Source organism: Bathymodiolus heckerae thiotrophic gill symbiont (assembly GCF_900128515.1).
GTDB lineage: Bacteria > Pseudomonadota > Gammaproteobacteria > PS1 > Pseudothioglobaceae > Thioglobus_A.
Window position 1 is genome coordinate 1 of sequence record NZ_FQTP01000020.1, and the last position, 24,376, is coordinate 24,376.

27 protein-coding genes and 1 other RNA gene are annotated in these 24,376 nt (G+C 38.7%); 20 read left to right on the plus strand and 8 right to left on the minus strand.

The window, feature by feature from the left end; genetic code table 11:
* Positions 1–113: 113 nt before the first annotated feature.
* The 5 genes from ssrA to lptE all read right to left on the minus strand — a co-directional run bounded on the left by ssrA (position 114) and on the right by lptE (position 4,386).
* Positions 114–462, minus strand: a transfer-messenger RNA (tmRNA) gene (ssrA, locus tag BTHERMOSOX_RS03930).
* A gap of 24 nt (positions 463–486) precedes the next feature.
* Positions 487–1,671, minus strand: a complete 1,185-nt coding sequence (gene tyrS / locus BTHERMOSOX_RS03935; protein ID WP_138119637.1) for a tyrosine--tRNA ligase — start codon at positions 1,669–1,671, stop codon at positions 487–489.
* Positions 1,672–1,677: 6 nt separating this feature from the next.
* Positions 1,678–2,937: a glutamate-5-semialdehyde dehydrogenase gene (locus tag BTHERMOSOX_RS03940; protein ID WP_138119639.1), complete on the minus strand. Its 1,260-nt coding sequence runs from the start codon at positions 2,935–2,937 to the stop codon at positions 1,678–1,680.
* Positions 2,925–3,944 (minus strand): DNA polymerase III subunit delta, encoded by a 1,020-nt coding sequence (gene holA / locus BTHERMOSOX_RS03945; RefSeq protein WP_138119641.1) that lies wholly within the window; start codon positions 3,942–3,944, stop codon positions 2,925–2,927. The genes BTHERMOSOX_RS03940 and holA overlap by 13 nt, the downstream gene beginning before the upstream one ends.
* Positions 3,934–4,386: an LPS assembly lipoprotein LptE gene (gene lptE, locus BTHERMOSOX_RS03950; RefSeq protein ID WP_138119644.1), complete on the minus strand. Its 453-nt coding sequence runs from the start codon at positions 4,384–4,386 to the stop codon at positions 3,934–3,936. The genes holA and lptE overlap by 11 nt, the downstream gene beginning before the upstream one ends.
* 164 nt (positions 4,387–4,550) lie before the next feature.
* Between lptE and ftsH the strand changes: the two genes are divergently transcribed.
* Genes ftsH through BTHERMOSOX_RS04010 form a run of 12 tightly spaced genes read left to right on the plus strand, consistent with a single transcriptional unit; the run spans position 4,551 to position 15,266 of the window.
* Positions 4,551–6,461, plus strand: a complete 1,911-nt coding sequence (gene ftsH, locus BTHERMOSOX_RS03955; protein WP_138119646.1) for an ATP-dependent zinc metalloprotease FtsH — start codon at positions 4,551–4,553, stop codon at positions 6,459–6,461.
* 27 nt (positions 6,462–6,488) lie between these two features.
* On the plus strand, positions 6,489–7,301 hold the full coding sequence (folP, locus tag BTHERMOSOX_RS03960; RefSeq protein WP_138119693.1) for a dihydropteroate synthase: 813 nt from the start codon (positions 6,489–6,491) through the stop codon (positions 7,299–7,301).
* Positions 7,294–8,619 carry a phosphoglucosamine mutase gene (glmM, locus tag BTHERMOSOX_RS03965; RefSeq protein WP_138119648.1) on the plus strand — a complete coding sequence of 442 codons (1,326 nt, stop codon included), beginning with the start codon at positions 7,294–7,296 and terminating at the stop codon, positions 8,617–8,619. Before folP ends, glmM begins: the two co-directional genes overlap by 8 nt.
* A complete protein-coding gene (locus BTHERMOSOX_RS03970; RefSeq protein WP_138119649.1) occupies positions 8,619–9,356 on the plus strand; it encodes a TSUP family transporter in 738 nt (245 codons plus the stop codon). Before glmM ends, BTHERMOSOX_RS03970 begins: the two co-directional genes overlap by 1 nt.
* 10 nt (positions 9,357–9,366) lie before the next feature.
* Positions 9,367–9,942 (plus strand): electron transport complex subunit RsxA, encoded by a 576-nt coding sequence (gene rsxA / locus BTHERMOSOX_RS03975; protein ID WP_138119651.1) that lies wholly within the window; start codon positions 9,367–9,369, stop codon positions 9,940–9,942.
* Between the two features lie 2 nt (positions 9,943–9,944).
* Entirely contained in the window at positions 9,945–10,484 is a 540-nt protein-coding gene (gene rsxB, locus BTHERMOSOX_RS03980; RefSeq protein WP_138119653.1) for an electron transport complex subunit RsxB, read from the plus strand.
* Positions 10,477–11,988, plus strand: coding sequence for an electron transport complex subunit RsxC (gene rsxC, locus BTHERMOSOX_RS03985; protein WP_138119655.1), 1,512 nt, complete (start codon positions 10,477–10,479; stop codon positions 11,986–11,988). The genes rsxB and rsxC overlap by 8 nt, the downstream gene beginning before the upstream one ends.
* Positions 11,981–12,928 (plus strand): RnfABCDGE type electron transport complex subunit D, encoded by a 948-nt coding sequence (locus BTHERMOSOX_RS03990; RefSeq protein ID WP_138119658.1) that lies wholly within the window; start codon positions 11,981–11,983, stop codon positions 12,926–12,928. Before rsxC ends, BTHERMOSOX_RS03990 begins: the two co-directional genes overlap by 8 nt.
* Positions 12,925–13,587, plus strand: coding sequence for an electron transport complex subunit RsxG (gene rsxG / locus BTHERMOSOX_RS03995; protein ID WP_138119660.1), 663 nt, complete (start codon positions 12,925–12,927; stop codon positions 13,585–13,587). The genes BTHERMOSOX_RS03990 and rsxG overlap by 4 nt, the downstream gene beginning before the upstream one ends.
* On the plus strand, positions 13,574–14,587 hold the full coding sequence (gene queA, locus BTHERMOSOX_RS04000; RefSeq protein ID WP_138119662.1) for a tRNA preQ1(34) S-adenosylmethionine ribosyltransferase-isomerase QueA: 1,014 nt from the start codon (positions 13,574–13,576) through the stop codon (positions 14,585–14,587). The genes rsxG and queA overlap by 14 nt, the downstream gene beginning before the upstream one ends.
* Positions 14,584–14,940 (plus strand): HIT family protein, encoded by a 357-nt coding sequence (locus BTHERMOSOX_RS04005; RefSeq protein ID WP_138119664.1) that lies wholly within the window; start codon positions 14,584–14,586, stop codon positions 14,938–14,940. Before queA ends, BTHERMOSOX_RS04005 begins: the two co-directional genes overlap by 4 nt.
* Positions 14,937–15,266: a thioredoxin family protein gene (locus tag BTHERMOSOX_RS04010; protein WP_138119666.1), complete on the plus strand. Its 330-nt coding sequence runs from the start codon at positions 14,937–14,939 to the stop codon at positions 15,264–15,266. The genes BTHERMOSOX_RS04005 and BTHERMOSOX_RS04010 overlap by 4 nt, the downstream gene beginning before the upstream one ends.
* Here the strand turns inward: BTHERMOSOX_RS04010 and BTHERMOSOX_RS04015 are convergent.
* The 3 genes from BTHERMOSOX_RS04015 to sucC are packed head-to-tail and all read right to left on the minus strand — an operon-like array spanning position 15,263 to position 18,065.
* Complete coding sequence (locus tag BTHERMOSOX_RS04015) at positions 15,263–16,030, minus strand: hypothetical protein (protein WP_138119668.1); 768 nt, start codon at positions 16,028–16,030, stop codon at positions 15,263–15,265. The genes BTHERMOSOX_RS04010 and BTHERMOSOX_RS04015 overlap by 4 nt on opposite strands.
* Complete coding sequence (sucD, locus tag BTHERMOSOX_RS04020; RefSeq protein WP_138119670.1) at positions 16,027–16,896, minus strand: succinate--CoA ligase subunit alpha; 870 nt, start codon at positions 16,894–16,896, stop codon at positions 16,027–16,029. The genes BTHERMOSOX_RS04015 and sucD overlap by 4 nt, the downstream gene beginning before the upstream one ends.
* Entirely contained in the window at positions 16,893–18,065 is a 1,173-nt protein-coding gene (gene sucC, locus BTHERMOSOX_RS04025; protein ID WP_138119672.1) for an ADP-forming succinate--CoA ligase subunit beta, read from the minus strand. The genes sucD and sucC overlap by 4 nt, the downstream gene beginning before the upstream one ends.
* Before the next feature lie 52 nt (positions 18,066–18,117).
* On the opposite strand from sucC, the gene efp reads away from it, so the two are divergent.
* From efp to BTHERMOSOX_RS04065, 8 genes are all read left to right on the plus strand, one after another.
* Positions 18,118–18,681, plus strand: coding sequence for an elongation factor P (efp, locus tag BTHERMOSOX_RS04030; RefSeq protein WP_138119677.1), 564 nt, complete (start codon positions 18,118–18,120; stop codon positions 18,679–18,681).
* A gap of 90 nt (positions 18,682–18,771) precedes the next feature.
* Positions 18,772–19,665, plus strand: coding sequence for an EF-P lysine aminoacylase EpmA (gene epmA, locus BTHERMOSOX_RS04035; RefSeq protein ID WP_138119679.1), 894 nt, complete (start codon positions 18,772–18,774; stop codon positions 19,663–19,665).
* Positions 19,666–19,706: 41 nt separating this feature from the next.
* On the plus strand, positions 19,707–21,185 hold the full coding sequence (locus BTHERMOSOX_RS04040; RefSeq protein WP_138119681.1) for a tetratricopeptide repeat protein: 1,479 nt from the start codon (positions 19,707–19,709) through the stop codon (positions 21,183–21,185).
* 3 nt (positions 21,186–21,188) lie between these two features.
* A complete protein-coding gene (locus BTHERMOSOX_RS04045) occupies positions 21,189–21,422 on the plus strand; it encodes a YkgJ family cysteine cluster protein (protein ID WP_138119683.1) in 234 nt (77 codons plus the stop codon).
* Positions 21,422–21,811, plus strand: a complete 390-nt coding sequence (locus BTHERMOSOX_RS04050) for a DUF2914 domain-containing protein (protein WP_138119685.1) — start codon at positions 21,422–21,424, stop codon at positions 21,809–21,811. The genes BTHERMOSOX_RS04045 and BTHERMOSOX_RS04050 overlap by 1 nt, the downstream gene beginning before the upstream one ends.
* A 20-nt stretch (positions 21,812–21,831) precedes the next feature.
* Positions 21,832–23,028, plus strand: a complete 1,197-nt coding sequence (locus BTHERMOSOX_RS04055) for an argininosuccinate synthase (protein ID WP_138119687.1) — start codon at positions 21,832–21,834, stop codon at positions 23,026–23,028.
* Between the two features lie 183 nt (positions 23,029–23,211).
* Positions 23,212–23,856, plus strand: coding sequence for a CDP-alcohol phosphatidyltransferase family protein (locus BTHERMOSOX_RS04060; protein WP_138119689.1), 645 nt, complete (start codon positions 23,212–23,214; stop codon positions 23,854–23,856).
* A 53-nt stretch (positions 23,857–23,909) separates the two neighbouring features.
* Positions 23,910–24,329, plus strand: coding sequence for an FAD synthase family protein (locus BTHERMOSOX_RS04065; RefSeq protein WP_138119691.1), 420 nt, complete (start codon positions 23,910–23,912; stop codon positions 24,327–24,329).
* Positions 24,330–24,376 lie beyond the last annotated feature (47 nt).

Here is a 24,376-nt window from a genome sequence, read left to right on the forward strand (position 1 = left end):
CCGTTACACGGAGTTCTTCAATTGCCAACTCTCCCGTCACAAATGAAAGCTTTACTCGATAGCATTTAAGCCATAAATAAAAAAAGCCAACTAAAAAGTTGGCTTTGGTAGTTTGGTGGAGATGGCGGGAATCGAACCCGCGTCCGAAAACCTTCAAACAAAGAGTCTACATGCTTAGCTTGGTCAACTTGAGTTAGCCGCCTACCACCCGACCATCAGGGATGTAAGAAGCGATTCCAGAAAGTTTTAACCGAATTACCCTGAAAAAATAATCCTAGCGAGTCTGTAAACGGCCGCCATCTTAAAAATACAGACAATCTCTAAGGGGCGGTTAGCATTATGCTGCTAAAGCGTAGTTGTTTTCGTTTGCAACTATATTTTTAAAGCATATTTTTACGAGTTATCTTTATCCTCGGCATGCGTCCTTGAGATCCAACTCCTCGTCGAAGCCATGTCATCCCCTGGAGGGGGTATTATAGCATTTTTTTACTGAATTGTCACTCTTGCAAACTTGCGCTTACCAACTTGATAGACAGCTGTGCCTTTTTCTAACTCTAAATTTCGATCAGATATTTTTTCGCCTTCAATTTTAGCCGCACCATCCTTAATCATTCTAAAAGCGTCTGAGGTAGAATTAACCAATCCTGCATCTTTTAATAAGTTGGCAATTTTAATACCTAGATCAAAGCTAAATTCTGGCATTTCATCAGGCGCTTTATTTTTGGCAAAGCGGTTAATGAAATTTTGTTGTGCTTGTTTTGCGGCGTCACTAGTATGAAAGCGAGTAATAATTTCTTCTGCTAAGCGGAACTTAATATTTCTAGGATTTTCGCCATTTTCAATTTCAACTTTCCAGGATTCGATTGTTTCAAGTGACTCAAAACTTAACAGTTCAAGATAGCGCCACATTAGCTCATCAGAAATAGACATAATTTTTCCAAACATATCGTCTGGTGCATCATTGATGCCAATATAATTGCCAAGCGATTTTGACATTTTTTGAACACCGTCAAGACCTTCCAAAATTGGCATAGTAAGAATAGCTTGCTGAGCCATGCCTGCTTGTTTTTGTAGCTCTCTACCCATTAGTAGATTAAATTTTTGATCGGTACCTCCAAGCTCCAGATCTGCTTTAAGTGCGACCGAGTCATAACCTTGAATAAGTGGATAAAGAAATTCATGAATTGAAATTGCTTTTCCAGATTTATAACGCTTTGAAAAATCATCACGCTCCAGCATTCTAGCGACGGTTTGTTGTGAGGCAAGCTGAATCATTTCAGCTGAACTCATTTTATCCATCCACTCAGAGTTAAATACAACGGTAGTTTTATCCTTGTCTAAAATTTTAAAAACTTGATCTTGATAACTTTGTGAGTTTTCAACGACTTGCTGTTTGGTGAGTGGCGGGCGCGTAGCACTTTTCCCTGTTGGGTCGCCAATCATTCCGGTGAAATCGCCAATTAAAAACAATATTTCATGCCCCAAATCTTGTAATTGTTTAAGTTTATTGATTAACACTGTGTGGCCTAAATGTAAGTCTGGCGCTGTTGGATCAAAGCCTGCTTTAATACGCAGAGGTTTGTTTTTGGCGAGTTTCTTCTTTAGCTCATCTAATGGCAATATTTCATCTGTGCCACGCTGAAAAACAGCAAGCGTTTCGCTTGTATTCATAGGTTTTTATTGTCTAATGTGACCGTCACCGAGGACGATATATTTTTGCGAAGTTAATCCTTCAAGGCCTACTGGACCGCGAACGTGAAATTTATCAGTGCTAATACCAATCTCTGCGCCCAATCCATATTCAGACCCATCTGCAAAAGCGGTTGAGGCATTGATCATTACTGATGAAGAATCAACTTCAGTAATGAATCGACGCCCAGAAGTATAGTTTTCAGTGACGATTGATTCGGTATGTCCCGAGCTGTGTTGTTCGATGTGATCGATCGCATCCGACATTGAGTTAACAATGCGAATGGATAAAATAGCATCTAAGTATTCTGTATCCCAATCTTCTTCAGTTGCAGCAATAATTTGTTTTGAAAATTGACGTGTTTGCTCGCAACCTCTAAGCTCCACACCTTTTAGAGTGTATTCTGCAATTAGTTCAGGCAATATCCTGCCAGCAGCTGACGCATGTACGAGTAATGTTTCCATTGCATTGCAAACGCCGTAACGCCTGGTTTTTGCATTAAATGCAATTTTAATAGCTTTTTCGGTATCGGCATCTTTGTCAATATAAGTATGACAAATGCCATTTAAATGTTTGATTACTGGCATTTTTGCGCTAGCACTAATTGCTTCAACTAAGCCTTTTCCGCCACGAGGGATAATGGCATCAACATAATCACTGGCTTGAGCCAGTTCAGTAACTGCTTTACGGTCTGTAGTATCAATTAACTGCACGCTGTGCTCATTTAGCTTGGCTTCAATTAAACCTTGTTTGACGCAATTGTACAAGGCGCGGTTTGAATAGATAGCTTCAGAGCCACCACGCAGGATTGTACCATTACCTGATTTTAAGCAAAGTGCCGCTGCATCAATCGTAACGTTTGGGCGAGATTCGTAAATAATACCCATCACCCCTAAAGGTACACGCATCTTGCCAATTTGAATGCCACTTGGTCGGTATTTAAGGTCGGTAATTTCTCCAACAGGATCAGGTAACACGCTGATTTGATGAAGGCTTTCAATAATGCCATCTAGGCGCTGATCATCTAACATTAGTCGATCAATCAAGGCGCTATCTAAACCTTTGGTTTTGCCATTTTCAAGATCTTTTTTATTGGCTGTCAGAATGGTACTGCGGTTATTATCAATCTGACTTGCAATGTTTAATAAAGCATTATTCTTTTCAGAGCTGGTGGCACATCTAAGTAATTTTGCTGCAATTTTGGCGTTTCTTCCTAATTCAATAATTAGATTTTTTATTGAGCCCATTGATTTTTCCCTGCTAGATTTAACAAAATTGTACGTAATTCGTCGATGACATTTAGATTATCCATACCTTTGATGGAGCGGTCAATACGTCCAAGCAATAATAATATTTTTTGTAGGCGTTGATAAGAATGGCGTTTAAGGATATTGGTAATAATTGGTTTTCTTTTATTCCAAACACGATGGCTTTGTAAAATAGCGTTAATATCGCTGTTTTGATGCATTTCAATAGACATATCGATAATGGTTTTTATCTCTCGATAAAGCGAACTGTTTAGCTGAATCGGCATGGCCGTATCACCTAATAAGGTATTGTAAATTTTGTTTACTTGAATGGCGTCGCCAAATAAAGCTGCATCAATCAATCCGTAAATTGTATATTTAGACTGTTCTTGTGCTTGCTCTAAAAACTCTTGGGTATTGATTTTTCCGTTAGGATAAGCCATTTTTAATTTTTGGATTTCCTGCATCGAGGCTAGTAAATTCCCTTCAGTGTAAAAAGCAATGCTTTGAGCAACTTCTTTATTAGCTTCAAGGCTAATGTTAGCCATATGATTACTAATCCAACCGACCAGATGGTCGCTAGATATTTCCCAGTGCTGGATAACACCGCCATGCTGCTCAAGTGTTTTGAACCACTTACTTTTTTGTTGGGCCATATCCAACTTTCCAGTGGAGATGATTAACAAGATATCGTTAGGAATATTAGCTGCTAGACTACTAAGTGCCTTTGAGCCTTTAACGCCAATTTTTCCAGTTTTAAGTCTGCACTCAATAATACGCTTTGGTGAGAATAAAGAAGTATTGGCAATTTCAGCAGTAATAATACTCCAATCAAAATTCCCATCAACTTCAAAACTGGCCTTTTCATCAAATCCAAATTTTTTGGCAGCAGTGTTTATGTTGTTTAAACTTTGCTCAATTAATAGAAACTCTGCACCAAAAACAAAATATAGCGACTCAAGCTGATTAGCTAGTTGGGAATTAAGCGACTCAGGCCTAATTTTCATCGAGTTTTGACAGTCTTCTAAGTAGTTTTTTAATGATGGTTTTGCGCAATTGAGTGTAAGACTCTTCAATTTGCAGTCTATCAGCTTGTGAAGAGGTAATTTTATTTAGGTGTTTACTGGCCTTTAGGTCTTGAGAAAATAGAAGTTCTTGTTTGGCACTAAACACTCTTATTGGCACACTTAAACTAAGCGTGTAGCTGTTGGTTGTATTGGTCGTTGTATATGAAGTGGTTTGTTGCTTTTGAATTTCTACACCAATTTGGATAGTTAGATTTTGTACAGCCTCTTGATTGAATCTTTTTTTAAGTTCGATAGCAAAGGTATTTGATTTGTCACTAACAATGACTGCATTTAGTTCGGTATTTTTAATAGGTGTGTGAAATCCACATGAGCTTAATAGAGTAGTTATAAGGATAACGGCTAATAGATTTATTTTAGACATGACAATCATTTTTTTTGAATTTATTAAGTTAAGAATTATGACAGAATTTGGTTTTATTTGTTGAAAAACCTCGAAAAACCTTGAAAAAACACTATTGGTCCATATATAAGGGGTCAATAGGGTATAGTTACCCGTCTATTTTTTTATAATTTTAGTATTGATTCATGTTTAAAAATTTATTGTTATGGCTGGTATTAGGCAGCGTTCTTACTTCTGTTTTTAGTCAATTTGAGACCAACGACAAGAAAAGTGAAATTACTTATTCTGAATTTATTCAAAGTGTCAAGCAAGGCGACGTCTCTGAAGTGACCATTGCGGGCAGTAGTATTTCTGGCGTAGGCGCTGGTGGTGAACAGTTTTCTACTTATTCACCAGGTGACTTAGGTCTAATGGGCGATTTATTAGATAATGGTGTAAATGTAGTAGCGATACCGCCTGAAAAAGATGGATTTTTTAAGCAGCTAATTATTTCATTAGCACCAATTGTTTTATTGATCGCCGTCATTCTTTATACCATGAAAGGTGCTGGCGGCGCTATGGGTGGTAAGAACCCAATGAGTTTTGGTAAGTCTAAAGCGCGTTTAATTACTAAAGACGAGTCAAGCATTACTTTTGATGATGTTGCTGGCGTAGATGAGGCTAAAGATGATGTTGCTGAATTGGTAGATTTTTTATCAAATCCAGGTAAATTCACCAAAGTTGGTGGAAAAATCCCTAAAGGTGTTTTATTAATCGGCCCTCCTGGAACAGGTAAAACTCTTTTGGCCAAGGCTATTGCTGGCGAAGCTGATGTACCATTCTTCTTTATTTCGGGTTCTGATTTTGTAGAAATGTTTGTTGGTGTCGGCGCATCTCGTGTTCGTGACATGTTTGAACAAGCCAAGAAAAACGCACCTTGTATTATCTTTATTGATGAGATTGATGCGGTTGGTCGCCAACGTGGCGCTGGCATGGGTGGTGGCCATGATGAGCGCGAGCAAACGCTTAATCAAATGTTGGTTGAGATGGATGGCTTTGAAGGGTCTGAGGGCATTATTGTTATTGCTGCGACTAACCGTCCAGATGTGCTTGATCCTGCGCTGTTACGTCCTGGACGCTTTGACCGCCAGGTAATGGTTGGTTTGCCAGACATTAATGGCCGTGATGCGATTTTAAAAGTACACATGCGTAAACTGCCAATTGCTAAAAACGTTCGATCAGTTAGTATCGCCAAAGGCACACCAGGTTTTTCAGGTGCTGATTTGGCTAACTTGTGTAATGAGGCTGCGCTATTAGCTGCTGGAAAAGGCAAAGAATTGGTAGGTATGCAAGAATTTGAAAAAGCTAAAGACAAAATCATGATGGGTGCTGAGCGCAAGTCCATGGCAATGGATGAAGCTGAAAAAGAAATGACCGCTTATCATGAAGCTGGTCATGCGATTGTTGGTCGTTTGGTGCCTGAGCACGATCCTGTTTATAAGGTTAGTATTATTCCTAGAGGTAGGGCATTAGGTGTGACTATGTTTCTGCCAGAGAAAGATACTTACAGTATTTCTAGACGAAAATTAAACTCTCAGATTTCTTCATTATTTGGTGGCCGTATTGCTGAAGAGCTTATGTATGGTGCCGATGCAGTAACCACGGGTGCAAGTAACGATATTGAACGTGCAACAGAAATCGCTCATAAAATGGTTAAGCAATGGGGTATGTCGGATGCGCTTGGTCCGTTGTCTTATGGTGAAGACGAGGGTGAGGTGTTTTTGGGTCGTCAAGTGACAAAACACAAGCATATATCAGAAGATACCTTTAAAGTAATCGATTCAGAGATTCGAAATATCATTGATGTCAATTACAATGTAGCGAAAAAAATATTAGAAGATAACAAAGATATTTTGGTGGAAATGACTAAAGCTTTGATGGAATTCGAAACCATTGATAAAGAGCAAATTGATGATTTAATGGATAGAAGGCCAATTCGTGAGGCGGCTACAGTGACTGATTCTGAGGTAGCATCAACTGAACTAGGTACCGGTGGCGACGTTAAAGAAGATGATACTGACGATCAGCCGGTTGATGAGAATCCTCAGGTTGCTTAATATTTAGCGATATTTGTTATGGGCAAAATGTCCTTTAAAAATCCTTTGATTATGGGCGTGTTAAATATCACGCCCGATTCTTTTTTTGATGGCGGTCAGTATTTTGACACTGAGCTCGCTATTGCAAGTGCTAAGCGTATGGTTGCGAATGGTGCCGACATTATTGATGTTGGCGGTGAATCAACGCGACCTAATGCACAGCCTGTTAGTGAAAATGATGAAATCAGCCGGGTAATTCCGGTTATTAAGGCGTTATCCACTCAGATCAATGTGCCTATCTCGATAGACACTTCAGAACCTCAAGTCATGAAGCTAGCCGTGGAAGCAGGCGCCAGTGTTATTAACGATGTTAATGCATTGCAAGCTGAAGGCGCATTGAAAATAGCGGCCTTATTAAAAGTAGATGTGTGCTTGATGCACAGGCAAGGTTCGACAAAAACCATGCAAATTGATCCGACTTATGATGATGTTATTGAAGATATTAAGCGATTTTTTGATCAACGAATTAAGGCTTGTGAGCGCGCTGGAATCTCTAAAGATAAAATAATTTTAGATCCAGGTTTTGGCTTTGGAAAAACACTTGAACATAATCTAGAAATACTACGTCGATTTGACGAGTTTAAAAGTTTCAATCTAAGATTATTAGCTGGCCTTTCTAGAAAATCGATGATTGGTGCTGTGCTAAATAACAGGGAAGCTGAAGGCAGAATAATTGGCAGTGTAATAGGCGCTATAATGGCAGTTCAAAATGGGGCAAATATTGTGCGAGTTCATGATATTTTAGAAACTAAAGATGCGCTATTAATGTTGAAAGTAACAAACGGAGAAAAAATTGGCTAATTATTTTGGTACAGATGGCATTCGAGGTGAAGTGGGTATTGAGCCTATCACTGCAGATTTTTTCTTAAAATTAGGCTGGGCAGTTGGTTCAGTTTTATCTGAGCAAGGTAAGGCCAGTGTTGTTATTGGTAAAGATACGCGTGTTTCAGGCTACTTATTTGAATCAGCTTTAGAGGCGGGCTTTCTCTCTGCTGGTGTTGATGTGGGTTTATTGGGGCCAATGCCTACACCAGCAATTGCTTATTTAACGCAAACTTACAATGCCAGTGCTGGTGTTGTGATTAGTGCTTCACATAATCATTTTCAAGATAATGGCGTTAAGTTTTTCTCTGCAAAAGGGTTGAAACTTAGTGATGCAGATCAAGCAAAAATTGAGAAAAAATTATCAGAGCCAATGGTGAGTGTTAGTTCTGGGAAAATTGGTAAGGCGCGTAGACATGAACAGCCACTTGGTCGATACATTGAATTTTGTAAGTCTACCTTTGATCGCTCAGTAAACTTAACTGGCCTTAACTTGGTCATCGATTGTGCTAATGGTGCCGCCTACCATATTGCTGAGGACGTATTTTCTGAGCTAGGTGCGAATGTTACGATTATTAACAATACACCCGATGGATTTAATATTAATAAAAACTGCGGTGCTACTGATACTAAGCATTTACAACAAGTTGTGCTTGAAACAAAAGCTGATTTGGGTATTGCTTTTGATGGCGATGGCGATCGCTTAATGATGGTAGATCATACTGGAGAGATAGTTGATGGTGACCAGCTGGTATTTATTGTTGCGAAAGCGTGGCAAGCCCAAAATAAGCTAACCAACAATACAGTGGTTGGCACCAAAATGACTAATCTAGGTATGCGCCATGCTTTAAAAGCCCTGAACATTAAATTTATTGAAGCTAATGTTGGCGATCGTTACGTCATGGAGGAGATGAAAAAACACGGCTCTATTTTGGGTGGAGAAGGCTCTGGCCATATGATCTGTCTAGATCAAACCACATCTGGTGATGGTATTGTAGCGGCACTTCAGGTTTTAGAAGTGCTGGCAAAGGATCAGTCAAAACTTGCAGAATTAAAAAATAACATGGTTAAATATCCGCAAGTTTTAATCAATATTAAAACCAAAAGTAAGGTTGATCTTGATAATCATCAAACGTTAAATGCAGCCATTAAAGAAGTTGAAGCTTTATTGGGTGATGAAGGGCGTGTGTTAATTCGTGCTTCCGGCACCGAGTCATTGATCCGTGTTATGGTGGAAGCTAAGGATGCTGATATTACTCAACAAAGCGCTGAAAGGTTGGCCAATACACTTCGTTAATGAGTTTTGATGCTACTAGCTTAGTGCTGGTTGGATTGATTTTTTTGTGGGCGGGCTTTGTTCGTACAGGTCTTGGTTTTGGTGGCGCAGCATTAGGCTTGCCACTTATGCTATTACTAGGTGGTAGTCCAGTTTATTGGCTGCCTATTATTGGCATACATTTGCTATTTTTTTCTTCGCTGACTTTATTTAAGTCAATTAAAAAAGTTGATTGGCAATACCTACAGCACTCATTATTATGGATCATTCCGCCAACACTTATTGGTGTTGCTGGTCTATTGAGCTTGCCAGATACTGTCGTGGTTATTTTTATTTATTCAATTACTATTTTTTATGCAATCACCTGGATTTTCGATCAAAAAATCACTTCGCATAAACCCTGGGTAGATAAATTATTATTAATTTTGGGCGGTTATGTGGCGGGCACATCACTCACAGGTGCGCCATTAATTGTGGCGGTGTATATGCGCCATGTTGCCAAAGAGTATTTACGCAATACTTTATTTGTGCTTTGGTTTATATTGGTTAGCATTAAGATGGCAACCTTTGTAGTGATGGATGTGGCCATTGATTGGCAATTCTCTCTTGCTTTAATACCTGTTGCTGCCATTGGGCATGTTGCGGGTATCAAGGCACATAGGCAAATTATTGAAAACGATCAAGTGTTTAAAAAATGGGTTGGCAGTGCATTGTTGTTAATTAGCTCATTTGGATTATTGAAAGTACTTTTGAGTTAAAATCAGCGCTATGAATGAATATGTCTTAATTTTAGTGAGTACGATTTTGGTTAACAATTTCGTCTTGGTAAAGTTCTTAGGGTTATGCCCTTTCATGGGGGTTTCGAAAAAAGTTGAAACTGCTATTGGCATGGGTTTTGCGACAACATTCGTATTAACTTTGGCGAGCATTTCTAGTTACCTTGTTAATACTTATGTCTTGGTTCCATTTGATATGGAATATTTACGCACCATTGCTTTTATTGTTACCATTGCAGGTGTGGTTGGATTTACTGAATTAGCGGTTAACAAAACCTCTCCAGTTTTGCATCAGTCTTTGGGTGTTTTCTTGCCACTAATTACAACCAATTGTGCCGTACTTGGTGTGGCGTTATTAAATGTTAATCAAGATAATGGCTTCTTAGCATCAGCTGTATATGGATTTGGTGCAGCCATTGGATTTTCATTTGTATTGGTATTATTTTCAGCCATTCGTGAACGCATTGATACAGCGGATGTTCCTGCTGCTTTTAAAGGCGCACCTATTGCATTGATTACTGCTGGGCTTATGTCAATGGCCTTTATGGGATTTATTGGACTAGCTTAGAGATGGAATCGATTGTTATTTTTTCAATTCTAACGTTGGCTCTTGGGCTGATTTTGGGTTACGCTGCGATTCGATTTAAAGTTAGTGGCAATCCTTTGGTGGATCAAATTGATGCTATATTGCCACAAACTCAATGTGGTCAATGTGACTTTCCAGGTTGTCGTCCCTATGCAGAAGCTTTGGCCAAAGGTAAAGCTCAGATTAACCAATGTCCACCTGGCGGCCAAGAGGGTGCCGATGCGTTGGCAGAGTTGTTGGATGTCGAGACTTTACTTTTAAATGCTGAGCATGGAGAAACCAAGCCTGACCATTTTGTTTATGTCGATGAAGATCTCTGCATTGGCTGTACATTGTGTATTCAAGCCTGCCCTGTTGATGCATTTGTAGGCGCATCCAAGGTAATGACAACGGTCATTGCTAAAGAATGCACGGGTTGTGATTTGTGCATTCCGGTTTGCCCAGTAGACTGTATTTTTATTAAAGAATTAAAGCCAACTTTAGGAACCTTTGTACCAGACTTAAAGAGGATTGCTCATGGGTAGTCATACGTTTAAAGGTGGTGTGCATATTCCCAATCCATATCCTGTGGAAAAGCCAGAAATTAAACAAGTGCCACCGCCAGAGCAAGTGGTGTTGTTATTACAACAGCGTGTAGGCGGTGAAGCAAAGCCATGTGTGGAATTGGGTGATCGAGTTTTAACAGGTCAGGTAATTGCACAAACAGCAGGTCAATTTCCAATCAATGTTCATGCCTCTATTTCAGGCATTATTTCCGCCATTGAAAAACGACCAATTCCACATCCATCAGAAATTGATGCAATGTGCATAGTGATTGACTCAGATGGCAAAGATGAGTGGATTGAAATTGAAAAATGTGACAAAGATTTCTTAAATTGTTCAGCTGAAAAAGTCATTCAGAGAATTCGTGAAGCGGGCATTGTTGGTATGGGCGGCGCCGGTTTTCCGACACATGCAAAAATCACTAATGCACAAGGTGCCCACACGCTGATCATTAATGCTACCGAATGTGAACCTGGAATCATGTGCGATGATTCATTAATGCAAGAATATCCACGTGAAATTATTCGAGGCATTGAGGTATTGATGCATGCTTGTGGCGCTAAAAAAGTAATTGTTTCCATTGAAGACGATAAACAAGAAGCACTTAATTCCTTATTAATGTACAGTTTTAATGATCGAATTAGTATTGAGAAAATTCCAACTAAATACACTTCTGGTGCTGAAAAATTATTAATAAGAGCCTTATTAAATCTTGAAATTCCTTCAGGTGAGCATGCCTCTGACCATGGTATTTTGTGTCAGAATGTAGGCACTGTAAAGGCTATCTATGATGCGGTTATTGATAACAAGCCACTTATTTCTAGAATTGTGACAGTAACTGGTTCAGCAGTAAAGCACCCTCAAAACTATGAGGCAAGATTAGGCACTTCTTTTGCACAAGTGGTTGAGTGTTCAGAGCCAAATAACCAGGAGCATGATATAAGAATGGGTGGCATGATGATGGGTGTTGATATTCCTAGTGCTCAGTATTCAATTTGTAAAATTACAAATTGTATTTTTGTTAATAATAAAGAGCCAGATCGAGTTGTTAAAGAGTGTATTCGCTGCTCTTCTTGTGCGTCAGTTTGTCCTGCAAATCTGTTGCCACAACAATTATATTGGCATGCTAAAAGTGAGAATATTGAAAAAGCACTCGAATATAATTTAATGGATTGCATCGAATGCGGTTGCTGTAATTATGTTTGTCCAAGCAACATTCCACTTGCTGAATACTTCTCTTTTGCTAAGGCGTTAGATAGAAAGCTTAAGCGTGAAGAAATTAGGATTGATCGCTCAAGGGATCGATTTGAATTTAGGGAATTTCGACTAGAGCGCAATAAAAAAGAGCGTGCTGAGATGATGTCCGTTAAGAAAATAGCGCTAAAAGAAAAAATGGCAAAAGACAAAGAAAAAGGTCAAGTGCAAAAGGATAAAATTACGCAAGCAATGGCACGTATTAAAAAAACAAAGGAAGATAATGCATAGTACTGGACTAAATACCAATCAAATTATGAGGCAAGTGACTTACGCGCTAATTTTAGGTGTGAGTGCTTCTTATGTATTTTTTGGTTGGGGCGTGGTTATTCAGATATTACTTGGCGCAATCTCTGCAATCGTTTTTGAGTCGGCCTTTGTTGCGTTACGTGGACGTAAAGTAATAGACTCTATTAGTGATGGGTCGGCAGTGTTAACTGGTATTTTATTGGCCATTTCTATTCCAGCTATTGCACCTTGGTGGATGGTAGTTGTTGGTGTGGCGTTTGCTATTATTTTTGGTAAACAATTGTACGGCGGTCTGGGTAATAATCCTTTTAATCCGGCCATGTTGGGGTATGCTTTTTTATTAATATCCTATCCTTTGCAAATGACCACATGGCCAATTGATTTTTTAAGCTTTAATCAAGCTATTGAAGTAATATTCCAATTGTTGCATTTTGATGGTCTAAGTGGTGCAACACGATTAGATGATGTTAAAACAAGCTTATCCTTAGGTCGTGAATTAACAACCTTGCAAATACACTCTAGTGTTCAGGCATGGATTAATGCGGGCTTCCTAATAGGCGGTATTTATTTACTAGCGCGTAAAATTATTTCTTGGCACATCCCGGTAGCATTTTTATCCGGCATTTTGATTATGGCAATGTTAATTTCAGTATTTGATCCACAGCAGCATCTGCCTATACAAAATCATTTAATGTTGGGTGGTACTATGCTGGCTGCGTTCTTTATTGCAACTGATCCAATTTCTGCCAGCACTACGCCAAAAGGCCGGTTAATTTATGGATTTTTGATCGGTATTTTAGTTGTAATTATCCGCAGTTTTGGTGGCTATCCAGATGGCATTGCCTTTGCTGTATTGCTTTTAAACATGACAGTGCCTTTGATTGATTATTACACACAGCCAAAAGCATTTGGAAAATCATGATTAAGTCGATTTTAAAATCAGGCGCATTGTTATTCGCCTTTACCATTGTTAGTATTTTCTTTGTTAATTGGACTCAAGATAGTACTGAGGAGCAAATTAAATACAATGAAGAACAATTACTTATTTTACGCCTTGGCGAGCTAGTTTCTGGTTACGATAACGATATTTTGCAAGATAAATACACTCAAGAAATGATACTTCATGGTGTTAAGCAAAAGATTAATATCTATCCTGCCAAACGTAACCAAACAGTCTTTGCATATTTGCTTGAGCATACCTATCCCAATGGCTATAGTGGTGATATTCGCCTATTGACAGGTGTGAGCATTGACCAAAAATTACTTGGCGTGCGAGTGATTGCACATAAAGAAACGCCAGGCTTAGGTGATAAAATTGAAATTCGAAAATCAAATTGGATTGAACAGTTTAGTGGCTTGTCTTTGTTTAATCCAAATGTAGATCAGTGGAAAGTAACACGTGATGGTGGCATGTTTGATAGTTTTACAGGTGCTACAATTACTCCGAGAGCAATTGTTACTGCTAGTTATCAACTATTAGAATTATTTGCCCAAAAGCCACATCTTATTAAAATCTTACCCCCTGAGCAGGCAAGGCCTGCTCAGGGGAAATTAAAGAAAATAAGTCATGCTATTAAGTGATTTTGATTTTGATTTGCCAAAGCGACTAATTGCCCAAAATCCGCCTCAAAATAGAACAGACTCCCGACTCTTAGTGGCAAACAAGCCAATTGTTGATGCGCATTTTCATCAAATAATGGATTTCATTAAGCCAGGTGATTTACTAGTGATGAACAATACTAAGGTCATTCCTGCACGTTTATTTGGGCATAAAGCCTCAGGCGGTAAAGTAGAAATTATGATCGAGCGCTTGTTAAATGAAAAACAAGTTCTCGCCATGATTAGAGCTAGTAGAGCGCCAAAAATTGGTAGCTGTATCACTCTTGAAAATGGTGATATAGCACAAGTTATTAGCAAGGAAAATGGTTTTTACACCTTGGATTTTGTGACAGATTCACTTCTTGATTTGCTTAATAAAGTTGGTCATATACCACTACCACCTTATATTGAACGCAGTGATGAAGAGGACGATTTAGAGCGCTATCAAACCGTCTTTGCACAGCGAGAGGGTGCTGTTGCTGCACCTACTGCAGGGTTGCATTTTGATGATGAGCTGATTGATCAGTTAAAAAAACAAGGCGTAGATCATGTATTTGTAACTTTGCACGTGGGTGCAGGAACCTTTCAGCCAGTTAAGGCCGAGACAATTTCCGAGCATAAAATGCACAGTGAATATTATGAAGTAGACCAAGTGACGGTAGATAAAATAAATCAAATAAAAGCTAATAACGGTCGAGTTATCGCCATAGGCACAACTGCAATAAGATCAATAGAATCAGCTGCTAAAAGCGGTGAATTAAAAGCAGTTAAAGAAGAAACGGATATTTTTATCTACCCAGGCTATGAATTTAAAGTGATTGATATGCTGATTACTAATTTCCATTTGCCAAAGTCATCACTATTGATGTTGGTGGCTGCATTTATTGGTCAGCAACGAATGATGGATATTTATCAGCATGCTATTGACAATGAATATCGATTTTTCTCTTATGGTGATGTCATGTTATTGGATCGAATATGATTTATGAAAATGAGTTAGTAGTGGTTGAAATTGAGCCGAGTGAAATTCCATGGATTAAGGTTTTTACACAAAGAAAGGTTAAAGAATTTAGCCAGTGTAGCGCTGAAGAAAAATTAGAAATTTTCAGAATTATTGATATTGTTGAAAAGAAAATGCTTACTTACTTTAAGGCAGATAAAATTAACATAGCCTCTTTTGGCAATATGTTGCCACAGGTTCATTGGCATGTAATGGCTAGGTTTGAAGGTGATAGTTATTTTCCGGAGCCGATGTGGGGCTCCAAACAAAGAGAATCTTCACTAGAGTTGCCAAGTTTTGAGAGCTTCTTCAAGCAATTAGGAGAGAGTCTATGAATCAATTGAAAGATCAAGCGCAGCTAGATGCGCTGAAGCGCGACAAAGACGCTGTATTGGTTTTATTTGGTGGTGCGCATTGCGGTGTATGTCAAACCATTAAGCCACAGATTAAAGAGAAATATTCTGTTAAATTTCCAGAGTTAGAAATGGTTTATATTGATTGCGAACAGTTGCAAGAAGTTTGCGCACAGCACGGTGTGTTTTCTTTGCCTGTTGTTCAAGTGTTCTTTATGGGGCAGAAATTTATCGAAGAAATTCGAGGCTTTTCACTGCTAGCATTAGAACAGGAAATTGAAAAAACCTATACGAAAATGAATGGCTAAAGGTTAGTTTTAATTTTTTGTAAAGTTGGCAATGTAACGCCAAATTCATTCGCCAATTGCAATGCTCTGCCTAGTCTTACAGGCGCAGATCTGCCCATACAGCCATGTGCTAAATCACCCTCAAAAGCTTTAATCATGTCTTTTTCTAGTTGATTTTTATCAAAAGTTTGACCAGTTAATTGAGTTTGTAGGGTTAATACATCTTTTGATACATCGCGCATTAATGGCAAATGTTTGTTGCGTAAGTCATCTACATTGGCGCCAGCTTCAATTGCCAAGCCGGCAATATTAGTGGTTAAAATATAGAGGTTTTTTAATACTAATTCAAACAGTAAATCGTCGTCATTTTCCATGACATGTGCAGGGATGTCAATCAAGGCAAGAGACTCAGTCAATACGCCTGCTTTTCCCCCATAAGCTGGAGAAGAAATTAATACTTTAGAATCCATGCCTTTTTTCTTTTCAAACCAAACAGAAATAACCGTTGGATTGATAAAGCCATAGTTTTCCCAATCCCTGGGTAAAAGCTCATTTTGCATCATTGCCACACGATCTTTCCATTTTTCTGGAATGGTTTTTAAAGCGGCTTGTAAGTCGACCTCACCCGTACAAACCAGAACTAATTCTGGATCAATGGTATTCGCTAATTCATCAATATCGGTTTCACGAGTAATTGGATAAACGGGATAATTGTTTTTTAAAAAACTGCGTGCAAAAACACTACCAAGCTCGCCAACACCTAAGACAATAATAGGTTTTTTCATGCTAATAATTCTACTAAGGTTGAGCCCATAGTAGCTGGCGTAGGTGATATTGCAACACCCGCCGCTTGCAATGCTTTGATTTTATCTTCTGCTTTACCAGTGCCACCACTAATGACTGCACCCGCATGACCCATGCGCTTGCCTTTAGGTGCGCTAAGTCCGGCGATGTATGACACGACTGGCTTGGATACATTTGATTGGATATATTCGGCTGCTTCTTCTTCAGCAGAGCCGCCAATTTCACCCACCATAATAATGGATTGTGTTTGTGGATCAGCTTCAAATAATTTTAAGCAATCAATAAAATTCATACCTTGGATTGGATCGCCACCAATACCAATACAGGTACTTTGCCCAAGGCCAGCAAGTGTGGTTTGGTGAACCGCTTCGTAGGTTAGAGTGCCTGAACGAGAAATCACACCAACACTGCCAGCTCGATGAATATTACCAGGCATAATTCCAAGTTTGCATTCATCAGGGGTAATTACACCCGGACAGTTTGGACCAATTAAGGTTGAGTTGGAATCTTTTAAAATAGCTTTAATTTTAAGCATATCTTGTACGGGAATACCTTCTGTAATACAAGCAATAACAGGCATCTCGGCCTCAATAGCCTCAATAATTGAAGCGTAAGCAAAGCGTGGCGGAACGTAGATCATAGTGGCGTTAGCGCCAGTTACATCCATAGACTCTTCGACTGAATTAAACACGGGCAAATCTAGGTGTGTTTGTCCACCTTTGCCCGGCGTAACGCCGCCAACAAATTGTGTACCGTAAGCAATGGATTGTTCAGAGTGAAAGCTACCTTGCTTACCGGTAAAACCTTGAGTAATAACTTTTGTGTCTTTATTGATGAGTACACTCATACTGAAACCTCCTTTGACAGTGCAACAATTTTAATCGCTGCTTGAGTTAGGTCTGCTTCGGTGTGTATGTCTGCGTTTGAGTCATCTAATAGCTTTAGTCCAGCGGTAGCATTAGTACCTTCTAGGCGCACTACGATTGGCAGATTAAGGCCAACTTTTTCGATGGCTCGCAAGATGCCTTCTGCAATTAAATCACAACGTACAATACCGCCAAAGATATTCACCAAAATACCGACTACATTCTTTTGCGTTTGAATCAGTTCAAAGGCTTTTGCAACACGATCAGCTGTCGTGCCACCACCCACATCTAAAAAATTAGCAGGTGATCCGCCGTGATGTTCAATCAAATCCATAGTAGCCATAGCCAATCCAGCACCATTCACCATACAGCCAATGGTGCCATCTAGTGAGATGTAATTAAGTTGATGCTCGCTGGCTTCATTTTCTTTTTCATCTTCTTGTGAAATATCACGCAGTTCAACAATGTCTTCATGGCGGTATAAGGCATTGTCATCAAAGTCAATTTTGCCATCAAGTGCAAGTAAATTATTGTCAATTGTGGTGATCAGTGGATTGATCTCAATTAAGCTAACATCTTTACTGGTAAAGATTTCATATAAGCCTAGTAGTGTGGTTACGAATTGATCCTTTAAAGAATCGACAAGGCCAAGCTTAGAAGCAATTGAAGCACAATCATCTATGTTTAAAACGCCCAACGGATCAACACCAAATTTAATGATTTTATCCGGCGTTTCACTAGCTACTTTTTCAATATCCATGCCGCCTTCAGTAGATGCCAAAATAGTGATTTTTTGAGTTTGACGATCAACCAATAAGCCTAAATATAATTCACGCTCAATGCTTTGTCCACCTTCAATTAACAATTGATTAATTGGCAAGCCTTTGGCATCAGTTTGCGGTGTAATCAAGCGTGTACCAAATAGCTGGTTGCAAGCCGCTTCAACTTCTTCAACTGAGCGACATAAAATAACACCACCACCTTTGCCGCGACCACCAGCGTGCACCTGAGCTTTTACTACCCAAATATTGCCGCCCAAATTTGCGCAAGCTTTATTTGCTTCAGAAGTGCTGTTAATAAGGATGGCCTCTGGAGTCTTGATGTTAAATTGTCTGAATAAGCCTTTGGCTTGGTATTCGTGTATATGCATGAAAATGTGCGTAAAATGAGATGCTTAAATTTTACACTTAATAGGTTAAAAAATGGCATATTACTCCACCAGTCAATTTAAGAATGGCTTAAAGCTAATGTTAGATGGAAATCCTTGTTCAATTATTAGCAACGAGATTCGTAAGCCCGGTAAAGGTCAAGCTTCTAACAAAGTGAAACTTAAAGATTTAATCACTGGAAAAACCTTAGAAAAAACCTTTAAATCAGGCGAGTCTGTAGAGGGTGCTGACGTTATGGAGCTGGATATGCAGTATCTATATAACGATGGCAGCGAGTGGAATTTTATGGATCCAGATACCTTTGATCAGTTTATTATTAATGATAGCAACATGGATGACGTTAGGGGTTATTTAGTCGAGCAAGATATGTGTGTTGTTACTCTTTGGAATGACAATCCAATTTCAGTTACACCCCCTAACCATGTAATCTTGGAAGTGGTTGATACTGATCCTGGGCTTAAGGGTGATTCTGCAGGTACAGGCGGTAAGCCAGCAACCATGAATACAGGTGTGGTGGTACAGGTGCCATTGTTTATCGGTATTGGTGAGAAGGTAAAGGTAGATACTCGTACCAACGAATACGCCGGTCGCTCTTAATAGTAACGCCCTAAATATCCTTTTTAGTAGATAAGACTCGTCAAATACATTTAGTATTCTCCTTGGCTTATTTACTAAAATGAATTATTTATGACATCACTCTTTAAATTAGCTTTAGATCAAAAAGCAGATGTTCTAAAAAAAATACGTCAATTTTTTGATGATCAGTCTGTACTCGAAGTGCAAACCACTTCATTACTTAATGTACCAGTTACTGACGTTTATATTGATAGTATCAGTATTCAGATTAATCTGGATATTCAGCTAAAAACCCAATATTTGCACACCTCTCCAGAGTTGGAGATGAAAAAACTCATTGCCCAGGGTAGTGGTGATATTTATCAAATTTGTCAGGTGTATCGAGATAATGAACAAGGTTCACAAAATTTTAACGAATTTACAATGTTGGAGTATTATCGTTTAAATTTTGATAGTCATCAATTGATGGGTGATGTCATTTCTTTGATTAAAGTATTAGGTATTAAAGGCGAAGTGCACAAGTTGTCTTATGCACAAGCATTCGAACAGTTTGCACAGATCAATATTCTTAATACTAATTTTGATGAGTTGAAGGTTATTGCTAAATCTCATCAACTTAGCATTGATTTTGATTGGATCGAAGATTTGCAAATATTTTTATTTACCGCGCTTTGCGAGCCAAAATTAGAGCAACTACCTATTTGTTTTATTTACGATTATCCAGCAGTACAAAGTGCATTGGCCAGAGTTGAGGGGCAAGTGGCGCATCGATTTGAGCTATATTTATCCGGCATGGAGGTGGCTAATGGTTATGATGAATTGCAAGATGCACAAGCTTACCAGCAAATTTTCGATCGTGAAAACAGCAAACGAAAACAATTAAATAAGCCTTGTTTCGAGCTGGATATTGCCTTTTTAAAACAACTAGAAAACTCTTTGCCTCAGTGTTCAGGGGTTGCTGTTGGTATTGATCGATTGATCTCTCAAATTGCTAAATCCGATTAAAATAGAAGTATTTTTTAATCTTATTTTGTTCAGTCTTTTAAATGATTAAACTTTCTTTTTTAATTCTTCTTGTTTACTTGCCTGCTCAGGCATTGCAAATATTGCAGTCTGAAGATAAGCATGAAGTTATCAAGTATCAGTCTCAAGCCATTGAAGAAACAAGTGAGTTATCCAACGACTTGTTGCTAACTAAGTTAGAAAAATCTGCCAAGAGTGGCGATGCTAGATCTCAATTTAGTTTGGCCAATATGTATCATAACGGTATTGGCATTAAAACCGACGAAAAGCTAGCCTTCTATTGGTATACACGTGTGGCAGAGCAAGGCTTTTCCAGTGCGCAATTTAATATTGCCAATGGTTACTATCACGGCATCGGCACTAATCGTAATTTAAATAAAGCGTTAATTTGGTATGAAAAAGCTGCCGAACAAGATTTTGTTGCAGCGCAATATAATTTGGCAGTTATGTATCGTCAAGGTGAAGGCTCCGAGGTTAATAATCAAGAAGCATTTCGTTGGTATCAACGCGCCGCTCAATTAGGCTATGGTGTTGCACAACTAACACTAGCCAAGTTGTACGATGAAGGTGTTGGTGTTGATCAAGGTGATGCGTTGGCGCAAGTTTGGTATCTTCGTGCTGCTAACCAGCTCGACCCTGAAGCGCAATTTTATTTAGCTGAGTTTTATCAACAACGCAATAATTTTTCACAAGCTGTTTTCTATTATCGAAAATCAGCCGATCAAGGCTATATTCGTGCCCAATTTGCCTTGGCAACAAATTTATTTGAAGGTATTGGCGTTATTGAAGATAAACACGAAGCCCAACAGTTGTTCTTAAATGCAGCAGACTCAGGACATGCTCAAGCGCAATATCAACTTGGAAAAAGTTTGCTAAAACAAGAGAAAATGTTGGCAGCGAGAATGTGGCTCACCAAGGCTAGCGACCAGTCACTTGAATTGGCAATAGCATTATTGGCAGATTTAGACGCCATTGAGCAGTCAAATAAAGAAGTATTAGAGCTGGAGATAGTCGAGCCTTCTTTACCAAATATTAAAACAGACGATGTTGAGTCGATAGAAATTATTGCACCTGTTGTTAATTTGACAGATGAGATTTTAAATAGCCTAAATACAAAATTTATTCAAAAGCCAATTACTTTGATTCCGAACCAGAAACAGATTCTAGATTCATTAAATAGCAATGTTGGTATGATGAATAATGTTGAAAAATTAGTTATTAGTGCACAACAGGGTAACCCTATTGCACAGCATAATTTAAGTACTTTGTACAGTATTGGAGAGTTGGTTGCCAAGGATGATAACAAGGCATTTGTACTAATGTATAAAGCGGCTAATCAGGATATGACACGCTCACAGAATTCGTTAGCGATGATGTATGCCCATGGCATAGGGGTTGAAGCCAATTACCAAAAAGCTCATTATTGGGCGAGTATTTCAGCACGAAAAGGTGATGCCAAAGGTCAAAAGATCTTGCTATATTTAGTCAGTGGTTCATTATAAAGTATGGCTGATAGAGTTCAAAATTTTTGGGAAAGGCTTAGTTTAGAAGAGATGAGTCGGGCGCAATGGGAGTCATTGTGTGATAGTTGTGGGCGCTGCTGTTTGCACAAATTAGAGGATGAAGACACGGGCGATATTTATTTCACCGATGTAGTTTGTCACTATATGGACAAGCAAACATGCCAATGTCCACACTACGATACCCGACAAGATTATGTTATTGATTGGGTGAAATAATGTTAAAAACAGGTTTACTATTTTTCTTTTTAATAAATTCTGCTTGGGCAAATTGGCCACATGAGAATATTTCACAAGCAGTTTTTTCCAAATCTGTTGACAATAGGCAGCCTATCGTGATAATCACTGAAGCAGATGATTCTTTAGGTAAAATTTACTTCTTTACCAATGTACGTAATTTAGCGGGTGAACGCATTACTCATCGCTGGATTTTTAAGGATCAAGTTAAGGCGAAAATTAGCTTTAAAATCAAGGGTGATCGCTGGCGTGTTTGGTCAAGTAAAAATATTTGGCATACTTGGACAGGCCTGTGGACGGTTGAGGTGCTTGATCAGAACGATAAGATTTTACTAGTAAAAACAATTAATTTTGAAAAAAGCGCATTATAAATAGCGCAAAAGGAAGAGAGATGAATAAAGTAGTATTGGCCTATTCGGGCGGTTTAGACACAAGCATTATTGTTAAATGGTTGCAAGACACTTATCAGTGTGAAGTAATTACTTTCACTGCTGATATTGGTCAAGGTGAAGAAGTTGAGCCGGCGCGTGCCAAAGCCAAAGCAGCTGGCGTTAAGCAAATTTTTATTGAGGATTTACGTGAAGAGTTTGCTCGTGATTTCGTTTTTCCAATGTTTAGAGCCAATGCAATTTATGAAGGCGAATACTTATTAGGCACTTCAATTGCACGTCCATTAATCTCTAAACGTCTAGTAGAAATCGCTCATGAAGTGGGCGCTGATGCAATCTCTCATGGCGCCACTGGCAAGGGTAATGATCAAGTGCGTTTTGAGCTAAATGCCTATGCACTTGATGCACATATTCAAGTAATTGCACCATGGCGTGAGTGGGATTTATCTTCTCGTGAGAGTTTAATGAATTTTGCTGAAGAACACGGTATTGAAATCGATTACCAAAAGCAAGATAAAAAATCCCCATATTCGATGGATGCTAATTTATTGCATATTTCTTATGAAGGTGACATTCTAGAAGACCCATGGGCTGAGCCAGAAGATGATATGTGGCGTTGGACGGTTTCTCCTGAAAATGCACCAGACAAGGCTGAGTACATTGAAATTTCTTATGAAAAAGGTGATATTGTAGCTATTGATAATGAGTCCATGAGTCCTGCAACAGTGATGGAAGTATTAAATCAGCGCGCTGGTGCACACGGTATTGGTCGTGATGATATTGTTGAAAATCGCTTTGTTGGTATGAAATCACGTGGTTGCTATGAAACTCCGGCAGGCGCGGTCATGCTTAAAGCGCACCGCGCTATGGAAAGCTTAACGCTTGATCGTGAAGCGGCACACCTTAAAGATGAACTAATGCCTAAGTATGCTGAAATGGTTTACAATGGTTTTTGGTTTGCCCCAGAGCGTGAAATGCTACAAGCAGCAATTGACCAAACTCAGCAAACTGTTAACGGCACAGTACGCCTTAAGCTTTATAAGGGTGGTATTACCGTAGTTGGACGTAAGTCTAAAGACTCACTCTTTAGTGAAAAAATCGCAACTTTCGAAGATGATGAAGGTGCTTATGATCAAAAGGATGCGGCAGGTTTTATCAAGCTTAACGCACTTCGTCTGCGCCTTAAAGCTTTAAAGTAAGAAGATAAGTCACTTTTAAAATTTACACTAACTTCTTGTGATAACCTAATTCAAGGTTAGTATACTTGTCTGTGACGTCCTCTCTTGGTTAAAGCTATTTTATACACTGTTAAATTTTTCAAGATATCTATTCCAAAAAAATAGAGTCTTAATTGGCCAAGGTTCAACAATTTATCAATTTATATGACTACAAGCAATAAAGAGTTACAACCAACCATTCTGTCTTTTGTAAAAGACGCTCCTAATTTACTTTCGCTTGCAGGATTGGCATGCACAATATTGGCCATTTATTTTAGTATATTAGGTGTTTATTATGCTGCAATGATCGGCATGGTTTGGGCTGTTGCATTTGACTGGGCAGATGGCTTGGCCGCCCGAAGAATAAAAAGGCGCACAAGTAAGCAAGGGTTTTTTGGCGGGCAACTTGATTCATTGATAGATATTGTGAACTACGGCGTCTCTCCTGCCATTCTTCTTTTGAGCTATGGTAAATTTGAGCCTATATTTTTGCTAGGCGCGTTTGTTATTATTTCTGCCAGTGCCATTAGACTAAGTTACTTTAATACCTACGGCCTTTCCGGCGGCACAAAATATACGGGAATGGCGCTTGATAATAATAATTTAATATTGGTTTTTGTGTTTATTTTTGAAAATATGTTTAGTCAGGGTGTATTTTCAATTATCCTTTACGTCAGTTGTTTAGGTCTAGCCGCTCTAAATGTTTCAGAAATTAAAATGTCGAAACTTTCCGGAAGTGCATTTAATGTTTACGCACTTGTTACTTATACATTGGCAATAACAGTCTTTTATGGTTGGAAGCTTTTATAGGGAAGTGGCAGGCAGTCGTAGGCATTACATCAATTTAGGAATTAAATAAAATAATGGTTGTATATACAGTAGGTACTTTTGATTTATTACATGTCGGACATCTTGCGTTATTGGAATATTGTGCCACTTTGGGTGATACGGTTGCTGTTGGTGTTGCTTCAGATGAAGTGGTTAAATTATATAAGCCTACCCCCCCCATCATTCCACTTGAGCAACGCATAGAAATGCTTTTAGCGTTAAGCTGTGTGGATGTTGTAATCCCATATCATGAGCTAGATTATTTGAGTGTTTGTAAGAAGGTTAAGGCTGATATTTTTGTTATTGGGGAGGATTGGGGTAGAAAAACACATAACCAAGATGTGGAGAACTATTTTAATATAAAAGGAAAAAAAGTAGTTCAAATTAAATACAGTCCAAAAAATTCGTCTACCCAAATAAAGAAAGATGTCATTGCTAAATTTCAAAGAAATTAACTGAGATATGTTTATTCTCTTAAAAATAAACATATAAGTTATTGACA